At 70.4% G+C, this 20,210-nt stretch carries 14 protein-coding genes and 2 tRNA genes; 13 read left to right on the top strand and 3 right to left on the bottom strand.

What is annotated here, in order from left to right:
• Positions 1–288: 288 nt before the first annotated feature.
• From dnaA to ASC60_RS01680, 11 genes are all read left to right on the top strand, one after another.
• The gene (gene dnaA / locus ASC60_RS01725; RefSeq protein WP_055545941.1) at positions 289–2,187 is read left to right on the top strand and encodes a chromosomal replication initiator protein DnaA; all 1,899 of its coding nucleotides are present in this window, start codon (positions 289–291) and stop codon (positions 2,185–2,187) included.
• 904 nt (positions 2,188–3,091) lie between these two features.
• Complete coding sequence (gene dnaN / locus ASC60_RS01720; protein ID WP_055545940.1) at positions 3,092–4,222, top strand: DNA polymerase III subunit beta; 1,131 nt, start codon at positions 3,092–3,094, stop codon at positions 4,220–4,222.
• 114 nt (positions 4,223–4,336) lie between these two features.
• Positions 4,337–5,215 (top strand): phosphogluconate dehydrogenase (NAD(+)-dependent, decarboxylating), encoded by an 879-nt coding sequence (gnd, locus tag ASC60_RS01715; RefSeq protein WP_055545939.1) that lies wholly within the window; start codon positions 4,337–4,339, stop codon positions 5,213–5,215.
• Between the two features lie 50 nt (positions 5,216–5,265).
• Positions 5,266–6,411: a DNA replication/repair protein RecF gene (gene recF / locus ASC60_RS01710; protein WP_055545937.1), complete on the top strand. Its 1,146-nt coding sequence runs from the start codon at positions 5,266–5,268 to the stop codon at positions 6,409–6,411.
• Positions 6,408–6,926 carry a DUF721 domain-containing protein gene (locus tag ASC60_RS01705; protein ID WP_055545935.1) on the top strand — a complete coding sequence of 173 codons (519 nt, stop codon included), beginning with the start codon at positions 6,408–6,410 and terminating at the stop codon, positions 6,924–6,926. The genes recF and ASC60_RS01705 overlap by 4 nt, the downstream gene beginning before the upstream one ends.
• Before the next feature lie 331 nt (positions 6,927–7,257).
• Positions 7,258–9,288: a DNA topoisomerase (ATP-hydrolyzing) subunit B gene (gyrB, locus tag ASC60_RS01700; RefSeq protein WP_055545933.1), complete on the top strand. Its 2,031-nt coding sequence runs from the start codon at positions 7,258–7,260 to the stop codon at positions 9,286–9,288.
• A 44-nt stretch (positions 9,289–9,332) separates the two neighbouring features.
• Complete coding sequence (gyrA, locus tag ASC60_RS01695) at positions 9,333–11,945, top strand: DNA gyrase subunit A (protein WP_055545931.1); 2,613 nt, start codon at positions 9,333–9,335, stop codon at positions 11,943–11,945.
• Between the two features lie 156 nt (positions 11,946–12,101).
• Positions 12,102–12,752 carry a DUF3566 domain-containing protein gene (locus tag ASC60_RS01690; protein ID WP_370592879.1) on the top strand — a complete coding sequence of 217 codons (651 nt, stop codon included), beginning with the start codon at positions 12,102–12,104 and terminating at the stop codon, positions 12,750–12,752.
• 71 nt (positions 12,753–12,823) lie between these two features.
• A tRNA-Ile gene (locus ASC60_RS01685) sits at positions 12,824–12,897 on the top strand.
• 178 nt (positions 12,898–13,075) lie between these two features.
• Positions 13,076–13,210, top strand: coding sequence for a DLW-39 family protein (locus ASC60_RS42545; protein ID WP_003958712.1), 135 nt, complete (start codon positions 13,076–13,078; stop codon positions 13,208–13,210).
• 124 nt (positions 13,211–13,334) lie between these two features.
• A complete protein-coding gene (locus tag ASC60_RS01680) occupies positions 13,335–14,771 on the top strand; it encodes a hypothetical protein (protein ID WP_234356741.1) in 1,437 nt (478 codons plus the stop codon).
• A 40-nt stretch (positions 14,772–14,811) separates the two neighbouring features.
• On the opposite strand, the gene ASC60_RS01675 is transcribed toward ASC60_RS01680, so the two are convergent.
• Complete coding sequence (locus ASC60_RS01675) at positions 14,812–16,416, bottom strand: serine/threonine-protein kinase (RefSeq protein ID WP_055545927.1); 1,605 nt, start codon at positions 16,414–16,416, stop codon at positions 14,812–14,814.
• A gap of 48 nt (positions 16,417–16,464) precedes the next feature.
• Positions 16,465–17,010: a DNA-binding protein gene (locus tag ASC60_RS01670; protein ID WP_055545925.1), complete on the bottom strand. Its 546-nt coding sequence runs from the start codon at positions 17,008–17,010 to the stop codon at positions 16,465–16,467.
• Positions 17,011–17,128: 118 nt separating this feature from the next.
• Here ASC60_RS01670 and ASC60_RS01665 point away from each other — a divergent pair.
• Both ASC60_RS01665 and ASC60_RS01660 read left to right on the top strand, forming a co-directional pair.
• Positions 17,129–17,201 (top strand) — tRNA-Ala (locus ASC60_RS01665).
• A 775-nt stretch (positions 17,202–17,976) separates the two neighbouring features.
• Complete coding sequence (locus ASC60_RS01660; RefSeq protein WP_055545923.1) at positions 17,977–19,122, top strand: two-component system response regulator; 1,146 nt, start codon at positions 17,977–17,979, stop codon at positions 19,120–19,122.
• A 123-nt stretch (positions 19,123–19,245) separates the two neighbouring features.
• Here the strand turns inward: ASC60_RS01660 and ASC60_RS01655 are convergent, their stop codons facing one another.
• Positions 19,246–19,965: a DUF5324 family protein gene (locus ASC60_RS01655; protein WP_055545921.1), complete on the bottom strand. Its 720-nt coding sequence runs from the start codon at positions 19,963–19,965 to the stop codon at positions 19,246–19,248.
• Positions 19,966–20,210 lie beyond the last annotated feature (245 nt).

Raw genomic sequence — 20,210 nt, 5'->3', positions numbered from 1 at the left:
GGCAGCAGCCATCGACAACTCGACCTGGTTACGGTACGCGCGGTTACGCCATCCGGTCAAACCGACAGACGGCCCGGAGGACGCCCCGCCCGGCCCGCCCGCGGGGGCAAGGGAACGACCGGCGACATCACATGGCACATTTGTACACACCCTGTGGACAACGACTTGAACCCTGAACCCCGGCCTGACTACCGTGGCCGGGCTCCGATTCCTTCCCACCCGTCCCGAGAACCACCTTTCGTGGGACATGTCGGCGTCCCCCACCCAGCGAGTGAGAGAGCGTGCCCTGTGGCTGACGTACCTGCCGATCTTGCCGCAGTGTGGCCACGCGTGCTCGAGAGGCTTCTGGGAGAAGGCACGGGTCAGGGAGGACAGGGCGTCGAGGCCAAGGACGAGCACTGGATCAAACGGTGCCAGCCCCTCGCGCTCGTCGCCGACACCGCGCTGCTCGCCGTCCCCAATGAATTCGCCAAAGGCGTGCTGGAAGGCAGGCTGGCCCCGATCGTCAGCGAGACGCTGAGCCGGGAGTGCGGCCGCCCGATCCGCATCGCGATCACCGTCGACGAGTCGGCGGGCGAGCCGATCGTCCCGCAGCAGCCGCAGCGCGACAGCCGGGACGGCTATGAGAACCGCCGCGACGGTTACGGAAGCCGCGACGGTCGCGACGGCTACGAGGGATACGAGAGCCGCGACGGCTACGGCCGCCAGACGCCCGACGGGCTGCCGACCGCCCGCCCCGCGTACCCCGGCTACCAGCAGCAGCGCCCCGAGCCCGCCGCCTGGCAGCGGCCCCATGACGACTACGGCTGGCAGCAGCCCCGGCTCGGCGGTTTCCCCGAGGCCGATCCGTACGCGTCGCAGCGCTCCTCATCCGGCTACGAGCAGCAGCCGTACGACCAGCAGCAGCGCGGCGAGTACCGGGGCCCCGGCACGGAGCGCCCCGGCCCGGGCGGACCCGGGGGAGGCCCGGGGAACCATGGCGGCCCCGGTGGCCACGGCGGCGTACCCGAGCGGCCGCCGTACGAGCAGCAGCGCCACGACCTCCCCGACCCGCTGGAGCGCGCCCGCGGCGGACCGCCCGTCCTGCCCTCGCAGACCGGCGCCCCCGGCCCGCTCGCCGCGCAGCCCGCGCCCACGTCCGGCCCCGGTGAGCCGACCGCCCGGCTGAATCCCAAGTACCTCTTCGACACCTTCGTCATCGGCGCCTCCAACCGCTTCGCGCACGCCGCGGCGGTCGCGGTCGCCGAGGCGCCGGCCAAGGCGTACAACCCGCTCTTCATCTACGGGGAGTCCGGGCTCGGCAAAACGCATCTGCTGCACGCCATCGGGCACTACGCCCGCAGCCTCTATCCCGGCACCCGGGTGCGCTACGTGAGCTCCGAGGAGTTCACCAACGAGTTCATCAACTCCATCCGCGACGGCAAGGCGGACGCGTTCCGCAAGCGCTACCGCGACATGGACATCCTGCTGGTCGACGACATCCAGTTCCTGGCGAGCAAGGAGTCGACGCAGGAGGAGTTCTTCCACACCTTCAATACGCTCCACAACGCCAACAAGCAGATCGTGCTCTCCTCCGACCGGCCGCCCAAGCAGCTGGTGACCCTGGAGGACCGGCTCCGCAACCGTTTCGAGTGGGGTCTGATCACCGATGTGCAGCCGCCGGAGCTGGAGACGCGTATCGCGATCCTCCGCAAGAAGGCGGTGCAGGAGCAGCTGAACGCGCCGCCGGAGGTCCTGGAGTTCATCGCCTCCCGGATCTCCCGCAACATCCGGGAACTGGAGGGCGCGCTGATCCGGGTCACGGCCTTCGCGAGCCTGAACCGGCAGCCGGTGGATCTCGGCCTCACCGAGATCGTCCTCAAGGACCTGATCCCCGGCGGCGAGGACGCGGCCCCGGAGATCACCGCCACCGCGATCATGGCCGCGACCGCCGACTACTTCGGGCACACGGTGGACGACCTGTGCGGCGCCTCCCGCAGCCGGGTCCTGGTCACGGCGCGGCAGATCGCGATGTACCTGTGCCGTGAGCTGACCGACCTCTCGCTCCCCAAGATCGGCGCACAGTTCGGCGGCCGGGACCATACGACGGTGATGCACGCGGACCGCAAGATCCGGGCGCTGATGGCCGAGCGGCGCTCCATCTACAACCAGGTCACCGAGCTGACCAACCGCATCAAGAACGGCTGAGCGGGCCGCACAGCCGCCACACGGCGGCACCAGAGGCACGCGCGGCGCTCCGTACGGACAGCCGCTGAGGCGCCGCGGAAGGTCGCAGAGGCACCGCAGAGACGGACAAGGGCGCTCCGGGACGGACAACTCCCGGGGCGCCCTTCGTCGTTCGGCCTCCCCAGCTGTTCGATTCCCTGTCCTGACAGGCCAGTTCTCCACAGATCCACAGCGGATGGGCCGTCCACACCTTGGGGACTTCTCCGTTGTCCAGAATTCGTCCACAGGCTTGGGGTGCAGGATGGGATCTGTCGAGGTCAGCAGGGTGTGGAATTGTGGCAAACCGTGGTCCACAGTCTGTGGACGACGGGATGGCCCACAGGCCGTGCTTCGCGTTGTCCACCGGCCGCCCACAGCCACGGGCCGGTTGCCCACAGCTTCTCCACACGCCTGTCCACTGTTCGGCAACGAAATGGCCTCTCTCACCGAACCGAGTGAAAGGCGTCACACCAAGGAGCCGGGTTGGGCTGTGGGGAAGGTGGGTAAAACTGGGGACGCCGCTGGGGAGAACCGGGTGTCTCCTGTGCATCGCGTGTGCAGAACTTCCCGGCGTCCACAGAGCGCGTGAGTTGTCCACGGGCGCCGCCCACAGGCCCGGTGGACAAAAAAGCAGCCCTGAGCTGCGCAAAGTCAGTTATCCACGGTTTCCACAAGCCCTACTACTACGACCACAGAGTTAGAGCAGGGAAATCGCTTCGAAGTGGGGCCTGTGCACAACTTCGGGCCGGGCGGCCCGACACGTCGCGCACCGACTTGACCCCGAGCCGCGCCGACTGTCAGCGGCGTGCGTCAGACTGGTCTCCGGCACATCAGCCGACGACGAAGGCCAGCAGGGCGAGCCAGCAACAGCAGGAGGCGGTTTCCGGTGAAGATCCGGGTGGAGCGCGATGTACTCGCGGAGGCAGTGGCCTGGACGGCCCGCAGCCTCCCGGCCCGTCCGCCGGTGCCCGTCCTCGCGGGCATCCTGCTGAAGGCGGAGGAAGGCGCCCTCAGCCTCTCCGGCTTCGACTACGAGGTCTCGGCCCGCGTCTCCGTCGAGGCCGACGTGGAGGACGACGGCACGGTCCTGGTCTCCGGCCGCCTCCTCGCCGACATCTGCCGCGCTCTCCCCAATCGCCCTGTGGAGATCTCCAGCGACGGTGTGCGCGTGACCGTCGTCTGCGGCTCGTCGCGCTTCACCCTTCACACACTGCCTGTGGAGGAGTACCCGGCGCTGCCGCAGATGCCGACCGCCACCGGCACCGTCCCCGGTGAGGTCTTCGCCGCCGCCGCCGCCCAGGTCGCCATCGCGGCCGGCCGGGACGACACCCTGCCGGTGCTCACCGGTGTGCGCATCGAGATCGAGGGCGACACCGTCACGCTGGCCTCCACCGACCGCTACCGCTTCGCGGTCCGCGAGTTCCTGTGGAAGCCGGAGACGCCGGACGTCTCCGCCGTCGCGCTGGTCCCCGCCAAGACGCTGCTCGACACCGCCAAGTCCCTGACCAGCGGCGACACGGTCGCCCTGGCGCTGTCCGGCTCGGGTGCGGGCGAGGGACTGATCGGCTTCGAGGGCGCCGGGCGCCGTACGACCACCCGGCTGCTCGAAGGTGACCTGCCGAAGTACCGCACGCTCTTCCCGACCGAGTTCAACTCCGTCGCCGTGATCGAGACCGCCCCCTTCGTGGAGGCCGTCAAGCGTGTGGCGCTGGTCGCCGAGCGGAACACCCCGGTGCGGCTCAGCTTCGAGCAGGGCGTGCTGATCCTGGAGGCCGGCTCCAGCGACGACGCACAGGCTGTGGAGCGCGTCGACGCGCAGCTCGACGGCGACGACATCTCCATCGCCTTCAACCCGACGTTCCTGCTCGACGGGCTCAGCGCGATCGACTCCCCGGTCGCCCAGCTGTCGTTCACCACGTCGACGAAGCCCGCCCTGCTCAGCGGCAGGCCCGCGATGGACGCCGAGGCGGACGACGCGTACAAGTACCTGATCATGCCGGTCCGGCTGAGCGGCTGAGCGGCCGAAGACCGAGCGGATGAGCAGGTGTAGCCAACATCTGTGCGGACACTCGCGGGCGTAGGCTCGGTCCCAGGTACGAAAACCGCACTGACTACGGCATAAGGATCTCTGATGGAGCTCGGTCTCGTCGGCCTCGGCAAGATGGGCGGCAATATGCGCGAGCGCATTCGCCGCGCAGGCCACACCGTCATCGGATACGACCGCAACCCGGACGTCGCCGATGTTCACAGCCTCGGTGAACTGGTGAGCAAGCTCAAGGGTCCGCGAGTGGTCTGGATCATGGTTCCGGCCGGTGCCGCCACCCAGACCACCATCGACGAGCTGGCCGAACTCCTGTCGCCCGGCGACGTCGTCGTGGACGGCGGCAACTCCCGCTGGACGGACGACGAGAAGCACGCCGAGGAGCTGAAGGCCAAGGGCATCGGCTTCGTCGACTGCGGTGTCTCCGGCGGCGTCTGGGGCCTGGAGAACGGCTACGCGCTGATGTACGGCGGCTCGGCCGAGCACGTCGCCCAGGTCCAGCCGGTCTTCGACGCGCTCAAGCCCGAGGGGAGTGCCGGCGCCGTCCACGCGGGCAAGGTCGGCGCGGGCCACTTCGCCAAGATGGTCCACAACGGCATCGAGTACGCGATGATGCAGGCGTACGCCGAGGGCTGGGAGCTGCTGCAGGCCGTGGACTCGGTCACCGACGTCCGCGAGGTGTTCCGCTCCTGGCAGGAGGGCACCGTCATCCGCTCCTGGCTGCTGGACCTGGCGGTCCGCGCCCTGGACGACGACGAGCACCTGTCCCGCTTGCGCGGATACGCCGAGGACTCGGGCGAGGGCCGCTGGACCGTGGAGGCCGCGATCGACAACGCGGTGCCGCTGCCCGCCATCACGGCGTCCCTGTTCGCCCGCTTCGCCTCGCGTCAGGACGACTCCCCGCAGATGAAGATGATCGCCGCGCTGCGCAATCAGTTCGGCGGTCACGCGGTCGAGAACACCAAGTAAGCAGCCCCACAGGGGTGTAGTACTGCCGGGGGAGGTCGGCGCAGCCCACCATGCACGTCACGCATCTGTCGCTCGCCGACTTCCGCTCGTACGCCCGGGCCGAGGTCGCCCTGGGCCCGGGCGTCACCGCCTTCGTCGGGCCCAACGGCCAGGGCAAGACCAACCTGGTCGAGGCCGTCGGTTATCTCGCCACCCTCGGCAGTCACCGCGTCTCCTCGGACGCCCCGATGGTGCGCATGGGGGCCGAGCGGGCGGTCGTCCGGGCCGCGGTGGTCCAGGGGGACCGGCAGCAGCTGGTCGAGCTGGAGCTCAACCCCGGCAAGGCCAACCGCGCCCGCATCAACCGGTCCTCGCAGGTCAGACCGCGCGATGTGCTCGGCATCCTGCGCACGGTGCTGTTCGCGCCCGAGGATCTGGCCCTGGTCAAGGGCGACCCGGGTGAGCGCCGCCGCTTCCTCGACGAGCTGATCACCGCCCGCGCGCCGCGGATGGCCGGGGTCCGCTCGGACTACGACCGGGTGCTCAAGCAGCGCAACAGCCTGCTGAGGACGGCCGCGTTGGCCCGCCGGCACGGCTCGCGGGGCGGAAGCGGCGGCGACGCGGCGCTGTCCACCCTCGACGTCTGGGACCAGCACCTGGCCCGGACCGGCGCCGAACTGCTCGCCCAGCGCTTCGACCTGATCTCCGTGCTGCAGCCGCTCGCCGACAAGGCGTACGAGCAACTGGCCCCGGGCGGCGGCCCGGTCCTGCTGGAGTACCGCGGTTCGGCCGGTGAGGACCTGACCGCGGCCGGCAGCCGCGAGGAGCTGTACGAGCGGCTGATGGCAGCCCTGGCCGACGCGCGCAAGCAGGAGATCGAGCGCGGCGTCACGCTGGTGGGGCCGCACCGGGACGATCTCGTCCTCAAGCTCGGGCGGCTTCCGGCCAAGGGCTACGCGAGCCACGGCGAGTCCTGGTCGTACGCCCTCGCGCTGCGTCTCGCCTCGTACGACCTGCTGCGCGCGGAGGGCGCCGAACCGGTGCTGGTGCTGGACGACGTCTTCGCCGAACTGGACGCCCGGCGCCGGGAGCGGCTGGCCGAGCTGGTCGCCCCCGGTGAGCAGGTGCTGGTCACGGCGGCCGTGGAGGAGGACGTCCCGGAGGTGCTGGCGGGCGTGCGCTACGCGGTGGCCGAGGGCGAGGTGCGGCGGGTATGACGGACCCCAGGACCCCCGAGCCCTCGGGCGTCGATCTGGCGCGCGTCGCGCTGCGCGCCGCCAAGGAGCAGGCGCGGGCCCGCGGAGCGGCCGCCCAGCAGAAGAAGCAGGCGCGTCGAGGGGGCTTGCGTTCCGGCGCGCGCGCCGATGGGCGCGATCCGCTTCCGCTGGGGACGGCGATCAACCGGCTGATCACCGAGCGGGGCTGGGAGGCGCCGGCGGCGGTCGGCGGGGTGATGGGCCGCTGGCCCCAGATGGTCGGCCCGGAGGTCGCCCAGCACTGTGAGCCGCAGCGGTACGACGAGGAGGCCCGGGTGCTGACCGTGCGCTGCGACTCCACGGCGTGGGCGACCCAGCTGCGGCTGCTCGCACCGCAGCTGGTGGCCCGGCTCAACGCCGACCTCGGGCAGGGCACGGTGCGGTTGATCAAGGTGCTGGGCCCGGGCGGCCCGCCCCGGCGCTATGGTCCGCTGCGCTCCCCCGGCAGCACCGGCCCGGGCGACACCTACGGCTGACCGTGCGCCCCGGGGGCCCGTGAGGAGCCCTCCGGGGCCCGTATGGACGCCTGAGCACAGGGTGACGGCTTAAGCCCCCGGTCACGGTCGCCGGTGGTTGACAGCCCGAAGCGCTGAGTGGCGGTGTGAGCCTCCTGGAGCCCATCCCCGCATATGGGGAGTCGCTGGCGACCGGTTCAGGGCGGCACATGCGGACTCAGGCGCCAGCAAGCCCCCATTCTTGTCGGAGCTACCGGTAGACTGGGCGAGTACACCGTCGCCGCTGGCGCACCGAGCGCTTGCGGACACATGTTGAACGACGCAGCCGCTCCTGCCTGCCCGGAGACGGCATGTGCTGTGCCAGAAAGGGCGCTTCGTGGCCGATTCCGGCAACCCCATCGAAAACATCACGTCCACCCCCGACGGCGAGGCTCTGGCTCCGCCGTCGTACGACGCCAGTGCGATCACCGTCCTGGAGGGGCTGGACGCGGTCCGCAAGCGACCCGGTATGTACATCGGTTCCACCGGTGAGCGCGGCCTGCACCACCTGGTCCAGGAAGTCGTCGACAACTCCGTCGACGAGGCCATGGCCGGTCACGCGGACACCATCGACGTGACGATCCTTCCCGACGGCGGCGTCCGCGTCGTCGACAACGGCCGCGGGATCCCGGTGGGCATCGTCCCCTCGGAGGGGAAGCCGGCCGTGGAGGTCGTGCTGACCGTCCTGCACGCGGGCGGCAAGTTCGGCGGCGGCGGCTACGCCGTCTCCGGTGGTCTGCACGGCGTCGGCGTGTCCGTCGTCAACGCCCTGTCGTCGAAGGTCTCGGTCGAGGTCAAGACGGACGGATACCGCTGGACCCAGGACTACAAGACCGGGGTGCCGACCGCGCCGCTGGCCCGGAACGAGGCCACGGACGAGACCGGCACGACGGTCACCTTCTGGGCCGACGGGGACATCTTCGAGACCACCGAGTACTCGTTCGAGACGCTGTCCCGGCGCTTCCAGGAGATGGCGTTCCTGAACAAGGGACTGTCGATCTCGCTGAAGGACGAGCGCGAGGCCCATGTGGACGAGGAGGGCAACCCGCTCTCCGTGAAGTACCACTACGAGGGCGGCATCGTCGACTTCGTCACGTACCTCAACTCCCGCAAGGGCGAGCTGGTCCACCCCACGGTGATCGGCTTCGAGGCCGAGGACAAGGAGCGGCTGCTCTCCCTCGAGATCGCGATGCAGTGGAACACCCAGTACTCCGAGGGTGTCTACAGCTTCGCGAACACCATCCACACCCATGAGGGCGGTACGCACGAGGAGGGCTTCCGGGCCGCGCTGACGTACCTGATCAACAAGTACGCGCGTGACAAGAAGCTGCTCCGCGAGAAGGACGACAACCTCACCGGTGAGGACATCCGCGAGGGCCTGACCGCGATCATCTCGGTCAAGCTGGGCGAGCCGCAGTTCGAGGGCCAGACGAAGACGAAGCTGGGCAACACCGAGGCGAAGACCTTCGTCCAGAAGATCGTCAACGAGTATCTGGCCGACTGGCTGGACCGGAACCCCAACGAGGCCGCGGACATCATCCGCAAGGGGATCCAGGCGGCGACGGCCCGGGTGGCGGCCCGCAAGGCGCGCGATCTGACCCGCCGCAAGGGGCTGCTGGAGACCGCGTCGCTGCCGGGCAAGCTGAGCGACTGCCAGTCCAACGACCCGTCGAAGTGCGAGATCTTCATCGTCGAGGGTGACTCCGCCGGCGGCTCGGCCAAGTCCGGACGTGACCCGCAGTACCAGGCGATCCTTCCGATCCGAGGCAAGATTCTCAACGTCGAGAAGGCCCGGGTCGACAAGATCCTCCAGAACAACGAGGTCCAGGCGCTGATCTCGGCCTTCGGCACCGGTGTGCACGAGGACTTCGACATCGCCAAGCTCCGCTATCACAAGATCATCCTGATGGCGGACGCCGATGTCGACGGCCAGCACATCAACACCCTGCTGCTGACGTTCCTCTTCCGCTTCATGCGTCCGCTGGTCGAGGCCGGGCACGTCTTCCTCTCCCGCCCGCCGCTCTACAAGATCAAGTGGGGGCGGGACGACTTCGAGTACGCGTACTCGGACCGGGAGCGGGACGCTCTGATCCAGGCCGGCCGCGAGCAGGGCAAGCGCATCAGGGATGACTCGGTGCAGCGCTTCAAGGGTCTGGGCGAGATGAACGCCGAGGAGCTGCGCGTGACCACCATGGACCTCGACAGCCGGGTCCTCGGCCAGGTCACGCTGGACGACGCGGCGCAGGCCGACGATCTGTTCTCGGTCCTGATGGGCGAGGACGTCGAGGCACGGCGCTCGTTCATCCAGCGCAATGCCAAGGATGTCCGCTTCCTCGACATCTGAGTCGGCCACCCGCAGCCGTAGACGACAGAAGGACTTGACCAGCAATGGCCGACGAGAACAACCCGACCACGCCCGACGAACTCGCCGACGGCGCCGCCATGCGCATCGAGGCGGTCGGCCTCGAGACCGAGATGCAGCGCTCGTACCTCGACTACGCGATGAGCGTCATCGTGAGCCGTGCGCTGCCCGACGTCCGGGACGGCCTCAAGCCGGTGCACCGGCGCGTGCTGTACGCGATGTACGACGGCGGATACCGCCCCGAGAAGGGCTTCTACAAGTGCGCCCGCGTCGTCGGCGACGTGATGGGCACGTACCACCCGCACGGTGACTCGTCCATCTACGACGCCCTCGTGCGGCTGGCCCAGTCGTGGTCCATGCGCATGCCGCTGGTCGACTCCAACGGCAACTTCGGCTCCCCGGGCAATGACCCCGCGGCGGCCATGCGGTACACCGAGTGCAAGATGGCCCCGCTGGCCATGGAGATGCTCCGGGACATCGACGAGGAGACCGTCGATTTCCAGGACAACTACGACGGCCGTAACCAGGAGCCGACGGTCCTCCCGGCCCGGTTCCCGAACCTGCTGGTCAACGGCTCGGCGGGGATCGCGGTGGGTATGGCCACCAACATCCCGCCGCACAATCTGCGCGAGGTCGCCGAGGGCGCCCAGTGGTTCCTGGCGAACCCGGAGGCGACCCCGGAGGAGCTGCTCGACGCCCTGATCGACCGGATCAAGGGCCCGGACTTCCCGACCGGCGCGCTGGTCGTGGGCCGCAAGGGCATCGAGGAGGCGTACCGCACCGGCCGTGGCTCGATCACGATGCGCGCGGTCGTCGAGGTCGAGGAGATCCAGGGCCGGCAGTGCCTGGTGGTCACGGAGCTGCCGTACCAGGTCAATCCGGACAACCTGGCGCAGAAGATCGCCGACCTGGTGAAGGACGGCAGGATCGGCGGCATCGCGGATGTCCGTGACGAGACCTCGTCGCGCACCGGCCAGCGCCTGGTCATCGTCCTCAAGCGGGACGCGGTCGCCAAGGTCGTCCTCAACAACCTCTACAAGCACACCGATCTGCAGACGAATTTCGGCGCCAACATGCTGGCGCTGGTCGACGGCGTGCCGCGGACCCTGTCGCTGGACGCGTTCATCCGGCACTGGGTCACCCACCAGATCGAGGTCATCGTCCGCCGGACCCGCTTCCGGCTGCGCAAGGCCGAGGAGCGGGCGCACATCCTGCGCGGCCTGCTCAAGGCGCTGGACGCGATCGACGACGTCATCGCGCTGATCCGGCGCAGCGACACGGTCGACACCGCGCGCGGCGGCCTGATGGAGCTGCTGGAGATCGACGAGATCCAGGCGAACGCGATCCTGGAGATGCAGCTGCGGCGGCTGGCCGCCCTGGAGCGTCAGAAGATCATCCAGGAGCACGACGAGCTGCAGGCGAAGATCAACGAGTACAACGCGATCCTCGCCTCGCCCGAGCGACAGCGGCAGATCATCAGCGAGGAGCTGACCGCGCTCGTCGAGAAGTTCGGCGACGACCGGCGCTCCAAGCTGATCCCCTTCGACGGCGACATGTCCATCGAGGACCTGATCGCCGAGGAGGACATCGTCGTCACGATCACCCGTGGCGGCTATCTGAAGCGCACCAAGACCGAGGACTACCGCTCGCAGAAGCGCGGCGGCAAGGGCGTGCGCGGGACGAAGCTGAAGCAGGACGACATCGTCGACCACTTCTTCGTCTCGACCACCCACCACTGGCTGCTGTTCTTCACCAACAAGGGGCGGGTCTACCGGGCGAAGGCGTACGAACTCCCGGACGCGGGCCGGGAGGCGCGCGGCCAGCACGTCGCGAACCTGCTGGCGTTCCAGCCCGACGAGCAGATCGCCCGGATCCTGGCGATCCGGGACTACGAGGCGGTGCCGTATCTGGTGCTGGCCACCAAGTCGGGTCTGGTGAAGAAGACGCCGCTGAAGGACTACGACTCGCCGCGCTCCGGCGGTGTGATCGCCATCAATCTCCGTGAGATGGAAGACGGCCGCGAGGACGAGCTGATCGGCGCGGAGCTGGTCTCCGCCGAGGACGATCTGCTGCTGATCAGCAAGAAGGCGCAGTCGATCCGGTTCACGGCGACCGACGAGTCGCTGCGGCCGATGGGGCGCGCGACCTCGGGCGTGAAGGGCATGAGCTTCCGCGAGGACGACGAGTTGCTCTCGATGAATGTCGTCCGGCCCGGTACGTTCGTCTTCACCGCCACCGACGGTGGGTACGCGAAGCGTTCGAACGTCGACGAGTACCGCGTCCAGGGTCGCGGTGGCCTCGGAATCAAGGCCGCCAAGATCGTGGAGGACCGGGGTTCGCTGGTCGGAGCGCTGGTGGTCGAGGAGAGCGACGAGATCCTCGCCATCACGCTCGGGGGCGGTGTGATCCGGACACGGGTCAGCGAGGTCAGGGAGACGGGCCGTGACACCATGGGCGTCCAACTGATCAACCTGGGCAAGCGCGATGCCGTCGTCGGCATCGCCCGGAACGCCGAGGCCGGTCGTGAGGCTGAAGAGGTCGAGGACGTCATCGAGACCGCGATCGAGGCAGCCGAGGAGGCCGCGTCCGAGGCGGCCGGGGGCAGGCCGTCCCCGGCCGATGAGACGACCGAGGAGTAAGTCGTGAGTGGAGCCACGGGCGGAGCGGGTGGCGGCACGGGAGCCGAAGGGCGTCCGGGATCGAAGACCCCGCCCTCCGCGGGCGGTGCGTCCGCCGCGCAAGACGCCCGTGGCCCCGCCGCCGACCCCCGGGACGGAGCGGACTCCGGGAGCACGGTGACGGACACGCGGAAGCTGCGTCCCGTGCCCGCGTCGGATCCCCAGCCCGAGCGGCACACGTCGAGCCCGCTGCCCAGTGAGCGGGCCGCCCAGCCGCAGCCCGAGCGGCCGTACCACCCGCCGCAGGCCTACGCCCCGCCGCCCGGCGGCGGCGCGGCCACGGCCGGGCGCGGCACCTCCGCGCAGCCCGCCGTGCCCGGGCAGCAGCCCCATGGGGCTGCTGCGCGCCGTCCGGGCGCCGGCGCCGGTGGTGCGCCCGCCGCGCGTCCGGCGCCGCGTACGCGCAAGGCGCGGTTGCGGGTCGCGAAGGTCGACCCGTGGTCGGTCATGAAGGTCAGCTTCCTGCTCGCGATCGCGCTCGGGATCTGCACGGTGGTCGCGGCGTCGGTGCTGTGGATGGTCATGGACGCCATGGGCGTCTTCAGCGCGGTGGGCGGGACCGTCAGCGAGGCGACCGAGGGACAGCAGGGCGGCGGCTTCGACCTGGAGTCGTTCCTGTCGCTTCCCCGCGTCATCACGTTCACCTCGGTGATAGCTGTGATCAACGTGGTGCTGGCCACCGCGCTGGCCACGCTGGGCGCGTTCATCTACAACCTGTCGTCGGGCTTCGTGGGCGGCGTGGAGCTGACGCTCGCGGAGGACGAGTAGCCGAGCGGGGGCGGCCGCGTTCACCGATTTTGGGACTGGGCTGGTGGTGCGCTAATCTTTCGGTGCAGCGCGGGGCTATAGCTCAGACGGTTAGAGCGCTTCCCTGATAAGGAAGAGGCCACAGGTTCAAGTCCTGTTAGCCCCACCGGCACGATCAGCCTGGACGGAGATTCTCCGTCCAGGCTGATTCATTTGGGTGCCCGGGAGTTGATGACCGGATACCGACCGCCCGATGCCGGGCATAGGTCACCGAACGGTATCGGCCGGTGTGTATCATCGGGCGCCAGAGGTCCCCTACGTCAAGAAAGAGACGAGGTAGCGCGGTGAAGAAGCTTCTCCTGGTCGCACTGGCCGCCATCGGCGGGCTCCTCGTGTACCGCCAGATCCAGGCGGATCGCGCCGAGCAGGATCTGTGGACGGAGGCGACCGACTCCGTGCCCGCAGGTTCGGGTGTGTGACCCCCACAGTCCCGTTACGAGGGCCCCGATCGCTGCAGCGGTCGGGGCCCTCGTCTTTACTCTCGCAAATGAATCGCTTGCATAAGTGAATGTGACGTGCTGGTCGACCGGTATGACGCCCGGTATGACGAGGGGGGACGCGATGAAGCACCGCAGCAGGGACAGGGCCGGTCTCACCGCGGTGACGGCGCTGTGCGCCGTGGCGACGATGGCGGTGCAGATCCCGGTCGCTGCCGCCGACAGCCCCGCGGGGGCCCGGGAGTACCGGGTCCAGGGCACCCCGGTGCAGGGCTCCGGGAGCGGCGCGGGCGCCCCGTCCCTGAGACCCGGCCGCACGTACGCCGACAGCCTCGGGCCCGGCGAGAAGCGGTTCTACGGCGTCGACCTCGACGCGAAGTCCACCGCCTACGTCTCGGCCGTCGCCGCGCCCCGGCCGGGCGCCGGCGTCGTCTCCTACCGCGACGGCGTCACGGTGACGCTGAAGAACCCCGCGGGTGGTGTCTGCGGCACGGTCCCCCGGCGGATCGAGACGAAGGGGGTCGCCTATCCCCTCGCCGACTACGTCACCCGGCAGACCGGCTCGGGTTCGGTGGCGTCCTGCCGCACGGCGGGCCGGTATCTGGTCACCGTGGAGCGCCAGGCGGGCTCCGCGGACCCCGACAGCTGGCCGCTGGAGCTGCGGCTGATGGTGGAGCCGCCGGTGAAGGGCGGCTCCACGGGCCCGGCTCCGGAGGGCAGTTGGCACACCAAGCCGCCCCAGCCGCCGTCCGGCGGCCCCAGGCCGCGCCAGGGCGGGCAGGGGTTCTCCGACGCGCCGCTGGTGTCCACAGGGGTGTGGCGGGACGATTTCGAGCCGGGGGAGACGCACTTCTACCGGGTGCCGGTCGACTGGGGACAGCAGATATCCGCCATCGCCGAACTCCCCGCCGACGCGGCGGACAAGAGCACCGGTCCACTCGGCCAGGCGGTGGCCATGCGCGCCTACAACCCGGCGCGGGGGCTGGCCAAGCGGGGCACCGCCCTGGCCCAGGAGAGCGAGCGGCCGCGGACCGAGGTCAGCACCGCCCCGGCGGCGTACGGGAACCGGTACGCGAAGTCCGACTACTCGGTGCGCGCCATGAGCCTCACTGGCGGGTACTACCTGGCGGTCACGGTCAATCCCCCGAACGTGGAACCCCACTTGGACGGTACGGTCCCGATGACGTTGCGGGTACGGGTCGCGGGGCAGGCCCGCGGTGGCCCGGCCTACGACGGGAACGCGGTCAAGGCGGGCTTCGGGCTCACCGACGCCGAGAAGCGGGAGGCCCGCAAGGCGGCCTCGCCGCTCCAGCCCGAGCCCATGGGCCGCCGCCCGGGCGCCGAGGATCGCGACACGCTCCAGGCGGTGGCCTACACGAGCTTCGGGACGGGTTCGCTCCTGCTGATCGGGCTGGGCGCGTGGATCCTGACCGCCCGGCGCCGCACGGCGGCCGAGGGCCCGCGGGGAGGTCCGGGGGGAGATCCGGACGCGGCGGATCCGACGACCGGACAGCACCGGTACGGGCCGCCGCCCGCCTGGTAGTTCGGCCTGCTGGCCCAGCCTTCGGCTTCGCCCCGCTGTTTCAGCCCGCGGCGACCAGGGCCCACGCCCCCACGGCGAAGCAGAGCACCGCGACGATCAGGATCGAGAGCGTCGTTTTCCGGGACGGTCCCCGCCGCCGCGCGGCGGCGGGTGGAACCCGGGGGCTCTGAGCGGTGTATGCACGGGTGAGGGGGTAATCACGCGGCGTCGGCAGGGGCGCGGCGGCCGGCACGGGCGTGGGAGTGGGGGGAGGCGTATGCAGGTGCGCGGGCTGGGGCGATGGGCCCCGTTGGCCGGGCTGTGGCCCCTGTGGCTGGTGTACGGGCGGCTGGGGCGGCTGCGGGAGCGGGGCCGCGGTCGACGGGGTCGGCGGCTGTTGCGGGGGCTGAGGGTGCGGTGTCTGCGGCTGCGGTGTCCGCGGGTGCTGGGGCGGTGGTGTGTGCGGGAGTGGCGTCCGGGGAGGCGCCGGGGGAGGCGATATCTGCGGGGGTGGCGTTCCCGTCTGCGGTGCCGGAGGTTGTGCGGTTTGGGGATGCGGCGTCCGTGGCTGCGGCGGCGGGAGCGTGAAGCTGCCGGTGTCCGACATCGAGGTCTGCGCGGGCGGCCCGGCGGCGGGTTCGTTGGCCGGCTCTGCGGCGGGTCCGGCGGATCGGCCGGCATCGCTGGATTGACCGGGCTCGGCTGGTCCGGCGGCGGGCGGCGCGGGGCGCGGCGCCGCACCGTTGTCCTCGGGAGGGTCGGCCTTCGCATGGCGGCGGCCCGGCCGGGCCGGGCCGTTCGAGCCGAATCCGGCCGGCAGCGGTCCGAGATGGTCGAAGACCTCGATCACCTCGTCGTCGAGATCGCCCTCCGGCAGCATCTCGACGGCCGACAGGAGCGCCTTGCGCGCCCCCGTGGCGGAACGGAACCGGTCTTCCGGGTCCGGCTGCAGCAGTCCGGCGATCACCTGCCACAGCGGCTCGGGTACGCCTTCGGGAGCGTGCGGCACACCGTGCTCGCCGAACAGCTTCACGATCGCTTCCCCGTCGGGCTTGTGCCCGCGGAGCAGATACAGCGCCACCAGGCCGACCGCGAACAGGTCGGCCGGGAAATCAGGCTCCTCGCCCATCATCTGCTCGGGCGCGAAGTAACCGGGTGTGCCCATCACGTAGTTGGCCTCGGTGAGGCGGGGCTCGCCCTTGGTGAGCGCGATGCCGAAGTCACCCAGCCGGACATGGGGCCGGCCCGTTCCGGTGGACTCCAGCAGGATGTTCGCGGGCTTGATGTCCCGGTGGACCACGCCCTCCGCGTGGACGGCGGCCAGCCCGGAGAGCAACTGGTCCAGCAGTGTGCACACATAGCGTGGCGGCAGGGGACCGTAGTCGCCGATGAGGTGTGCGAACGAGCCGCCGGCCACCAGGTCCATGGTGAACAGCACCTTGTCGTCGTCCGCCGCCCAGCTCGCCGGCGCCAGTACGTGGGGGTGGTCGATCCGCAGGGCCTGCTCCCGTACGAAGCGCAGCAGCGTATGCGCGTCCCGCTGCTGAAGCACCTTCGCCGCGACGTAACGGCGCCGGCGATGGTCCCAGACCCGCCATACGGCGCCCACGCCCCCGCGCCCGATCGGGTCCACCAGTTCGTACCGGCCCGCGAAGATCTCACCCATCGCGCCGTGCCCGCCCCGTCATCGACTCGTCAGCAGTCCATCAGCCCGTCAGCTCTGGTGCGCCTCGTAGTGCGCGACCGCCTCAGCGGTCCGCCCTGCGCCGTACACACGGAGGAACTCTGCCAGCTCGGGGTGGGTGTGGGTGAGGGAATCCGCCGCATCGATGATGTCCCCGGCGGCGGCCACGGACCGCAGCAGCGACTGGATTTCACGGACCACGCGCCGTACGGTCGGGGCCCCTGTGCTGGCGGCGGTCTGGGTGGAGTTGAGGACCGACCCACCGGCGGTCTTCTTGATCTCCTCCATGCGCTCCGCGGCCTCGGCGGCGCTGACCCGGCCGTCCGCCGCCTGACTGGAGAGTTCCTGGAGCGCCTGCACCCGCTGGACCACCGCCGGATTGCCGATCTTGGCGCGCTGGCCGCTCATGAGCTGGGACAGCATGGGCGCGGAGAGCCCGAGGATGGCAGCCAGGCGCGCCTGGTTGAGGCCGAGGTCGTCGATGAGACGGCGAAACAGCGCCCCCAGCGGCTCCCCGTACCAACTACGCTGCAGCTCTCGTGCGCGCGCGGTGGCATCCTGCTGTGTTGCGTCCATCTCGCTCTCCCCTTCGCTTCGCTGCCGCGAATCTTGCGTGGCATCCTACGGAGAGCGGTACCCGCGAGCGATACCCGGTCGGGAAAGGCCCCCGGTACCGGGTATCCTGATCGGCGAAGGGGCCTTAGCTCAGTTGGTAGAGCGCCGTCTTTGCATGGCGGATGTCAGGAGTTCGACTCTCCTAGGCTCCACTTTATGAGAGGTCTCCTGACCTGCAAAAATGCAGGCCAGGAGACCTCTTTTCGTGTGACTGGGACCTCGGGCGGGAGCCGGAGCGGGCGGCGCGTACCCCGCGGGAGCCATCGGGGTCGTCCGCCGTAGGTGATGTGCGGACGTGGCCGGATTTCTCGTGCGGTCCGTGGCTCGCCGCCGGTGCGGCCGATGTCCGTGCCGGAGATCACCCGGCACGGGGCGGGGCGCGAGGCGTCGGCGGCCACCGTCGCGGCGGGTGGGGCGGTCATGGAGCAGCCGCTGGTTTTTCCGCGATCTGGCGTCGCGCGATGTGGTGACCCATCAGGTGACGGTCATGGGGGCCGGGGCCGATGCGGCCTCCTCGACGACCCGGTGCGGCGCCGCCACATGCGCTTCGAGGGCGTCCCGGGCCGGGCGCGGGCGAGGGGTCCGGCGAAGCCGAGCAGCACCACGGCGGCGATCGCCGGCTGGGCCATCGGCACGAAACGCGAGGAGAGTTCGCGTTCGCGTACGGAGGCGCCGCGATAGGGGTGAGATAGGGGGGGAGGGCGTCGAGGAAGGCGTCAGGCGCTTCTTCGGGGACGAAGTGCCGGTACGACGTCGACGTCGGCGGAGTGGCTGGTGAGTGGATCGGCTGATCTGTGACCGATTCGGTGTTGCCGCTCCTGGTGTTGGCCCGCGCAACACCTCCCCGATGCCCCACCCTGTCTCACAACTCGGGCAAGCCGCCCGGGAATCGTCTGATCGGCGCGAGTCGCCGCACAGGGGGACGCAATGGGTGAGCTGCATCCGCTGGGGGAGAACCTGCCCGAGGAGTGCCGGGCGTTCGCCGTGGAGCTGAGGAAGCTCTTCGACGGGCTGGGGGTCTCGGTGCGCCGGTACGCCGCACGCAGGTTCCGGGACCCCAGTACGATCTCGCGCTATCTCAGCGGGACGAGAGTCCCGCCGTGGGAGTTCGTGATCGATCTGCTGGCGGACCTCGCGGAGTGCCGGGGCTCCGCGGCCACCCCGGCCGCCATCGAGGTGGTGCGGGAGCTGCACCGGTCCGCGGTGCGCACCAGCGGCTCCCCGGGGCACGCCTTGGAGATCCTGCAGATCCAGCTGGCCGACGCCGACCGGGAGGCGCGGCGCTCCAGCGCGAAGGAGGACGTGCTGGGCGAGGCGCTGCTCGACCTCCGGCACCGCATCGCCGACCTGGAGGTGCGGCTGAGTCAGACCGAGGCGGCCTGGGCGGCGGAGCGGGCCCGCGCCGATGCCCTGGAGATGACCTCCCCGGATCACCAGGAGCTGGTGAAGGAGCGGGACCTGTTGCGCCAGGAGGTGCACCGGCTCACCGAGGAACTGGAGGACGTACGGCAGCGGGGGCGGCTGGCCGAGGACCGCTGCCAGATGCTGGAGCGGCAGCTCGCCATGGTGGAGTCACAGCGGACCTCGGCGGTCCGGCCGCAGGACGAGGAGCCCGTCGTCCTCGCGGGCCCGGTCGTGCCGGGGCCGTGCGCCGGGCCGCGGCCCAAGATCCTGGTCGTCGACGACCAGCAGAACAACCTGCTGGCCATGGAGGCGGTGCTGGCCACCCTCGACCAGGAGCTGGTGACCGCGACCTCCGGGCAGGAGGCGCTGAAGGCGCTGCTGGACCACGACGACTTCGCGGTGATCCTGCTGGATGTCCAGATGCCCGAGATGGACGGCTACGAGACGGCCGCCCACATCAAGCGGCGCCCGCGCAACCGGGATGTGCCCATCATCTTCCTGACCGCGATGGGCGCCGATCCGGAACACTCCTCGCGCGGCTACGCGGCGGGGGCGGTGGACTACATGGCGAAGCCCTTCGACCCCTGGGCGCTGCGGGCCAAGGTGTCGGTCTTCACCGAGATCTTCCTGGAGCGGCGCCGCTACGGCGGACGGGACGGCCGGGAGTAGTCATCGAAGGGGCCGAGGGGCGGAAGGACCTCGTGGTCCTCCGCCCCTCGGCCCCCTCCGGCCCGGCCGGGTGCGACGGGTGCGACGAGCGCGACGAGCGCGACGAGCGCGACGACGAGGGCGTCAGCGCTGTTCGTCGTCCTTCCCGGTCTCGGCCTGCTTGGCCTGCACCTCGGGGTCGAGGGTGGACTGGTCGCTGCCGTCCACCGCGGCCAGCCGCTCGCGGTCGTCCACCTCGGTCGCCGCCGGGGGCTCGACCAGCCAGTCGGGGTTGGCCTGCCGGTCCCACCACTTCCAGGCGGCGAAGGCACCGGCGCCCACCAGGCCGATGAAGGTGGCCCGCTTGGCGACGCGGCCCATGCGGGCCCGGCGGCTGCGCTTGCGGGCGAGCTTCTCGATGTCGGCCGCCGTCACATGGGTGCGCAGTGCCGCGACGGCCGCGCCCGCACGGGTGACCGCCTCCTCGCGGACCGGCCCGGCGGCCGCGCGCGCTCCGGCGACCGCGTGCTCGACGCGCGGCCCGGTGTAGTCGGCGGCCTGCCGCGCGGCCTTGCGGGTCCGCTTGGCGGCGCGGACGGCGGCCGCGTCCACCTTGGGCGGCAGGGTGCCCCGGGCCTGGTTGAGCCGGGGCGCGACATGCGCGTGGTATTGGCTGCCCGCGGTGCAGCGGGCTTGGTGCGCGGCGTGGGAAACCTTCGGCGCCAGCCGTACGCGCGCCTCGTGCGCGTACTGCGTGGCGTGGTCCTTGGCCGTGCCGGCGTAGGGCGCCACCGCCTCCGCGGCGTGCAGGACGCTGTCCTTCGCGGTGCCGGTCGCGGCTCGCACGCTGTCAATGCGGGTCACGGGATCCTCCTCCTCGGTGGCGTGGTGATGCTCCGGGGTGCAGAGTGCTGAGCTGCATGTGCGCAGTTTCGTGTTTCCATCCCACGAAAGATCATGCCTGTTTGTGGAGATCATGCCCGTTCGCAGCACGCGCGGCATGCGTAAACCGGCATCCGGGTCATAGAGAAGATTCTCCCGGAAAACGCGCGGAATGGCGCGCGGCGAGCGCCCCGGACGGCTACTCGTCGCACTCGGGTCCGTGCGAG

The organism is Streptomyces sp. NBRC 110028 (genome assembly GCF_001417735.1).
Lineage (GTDB): Bacteria > Actinomycetota > Actinomycetes > Streptomycetales > Streptomycetaceae > Streptomyces.
Note: the sequence above shows the minus strand (reverse complement) of the source record. Positions and strands in the feature narration are given on the sequence as shown.